A 1,229-nucleotide genomic window follows, 5' to 3' on the forward strand; every position below is an offset into this window, starting at 1 on the left:
TCGCCCGCCGCGTCAAAGCTGGCGGTACGGAAGGTGACAACCTTCTTGGCGTCGTTCGATTTCACGGTCTGGATCGCGTTGCCCGCATAGATCGGACGCTCGAAGGTCGAGCCGTCGACCACGCCGGACGCATCCGAGATCACCATCACGTCCAACAGCGCGGCGACCCGCGGCATCACGTTCTTGGCGTCGGTGGTGGCGGGGGCCACGATGTGTTCATAGCCATCGGCCAGCGACACGATCAGCGCGGCGGTCGATTCCGCCAGGCGGTGACCCAGCCCGGCATCCTCGGCCACCAGGACCTTGGCGACACCGTCGATCTTGGCGGCGGCCTCACCGGCAGCGGCGGCCGAGCCACCCGCGGCCAGAACGGTCACGTCACCCAGCGCCTTTGCGGCATTGACGGCCTTGGCGGTGGCGTCCAGCGACAACTCACCATTGTTGACCTCGGCAAGCAGAAGTACAGCCATTACACAGCCCCCGCTTCTTTGAGTTTCTCGACCAGCTCGTCAACCGAGCCCACGATGATACCGGCAGCACGCGCCGGCGGCTCTTCGGTCTTGACGATTTCCAGACGCGGGGAAACGTCGACGCCGTAATCGGCGGCGGTCTTCTCATCCAGCGGCTTTTTCTTCGCCTTCATGATGTTGGGCAGCGACGCATAGCGCGGCTCGTTCAGGCGCAGGTCAACGGTCACGATGGTCGGCATCTTGACGCTGATGGTCTGCAACCCGCCATCCACCTCGCGGGTGATCTTGGCGCTGTCGCCTTCGATGTCCAGCTCGGACGCAAAGGTCCCCTGGCTCCAGCCCAGCAGGGCCGACAGCATCTGGCCGGTGGCGTTCATGTCATTGTCGATCGCCTGTTTGCCCGCCAGAACGATGCCCGGCTGTTCTTCCTCGACCACTTTGGCCAGGATCTTGGCAACGGCCAGCGGCTCGATATCCTGATGCACGTCATCGGCGGCAACAACCAGGATCGCACGATCGGCGCCCATGGCCAGCGCAGTCCGCAGCGTTTCCTGCGCCTGCTTCACGCCGATCGAAACGGCAACAACTTCGTCAGCCTTGCCCGCCTCTTTCAGGCGGATCGCCTCTTCCACCGCAATCTCGTCGAACGGGTTCATCGACATCTTCACATTGGCGAGATCAACACCGCTACCGTCCGCTTTCACACGGACCTTCACATTATAGTCAATCACGCGCTTGACAGGCACGAGTACCTTCATT

General features: G+C 62.7%; 1 protein-coding gene and 1 pseudogene. Both read right to left on the minus strand.

Going from position 1 to position 1,229, the window contains the following annotated elements:
- A pseudogene (locus tag ACXAG8_RS18475) lies at nt 1-470 on the minus strand (electron transfer flavoprotein subunit alpha/FixB family protein); the annotation flags it as partial.
- Nucleotides 470-1,228 carry an electron transfer flavoprotein subunit beta/FixA family protein gene (locus ACXAG8_RS18480; RefSeq protein ID WP_170744594.1) on the minus strand — a complete coding sequence of 253 codons (759 nt, stop codon included), beginning with the start codon at nt 1,226-1,228 and terminating at the stop codon, nt 470-472. The pseudogene ACXAG8_RS18475 and the gene ACXAG8_RS18480, both read right to left, overlap by 1 nt.
- Between the last annotated feature and the right edge of the window lies 1 nt (nt 1,229).

It is taken from the genome of Ruegeria sp. ABD4_443 (genome assembly GCF_056160865.1).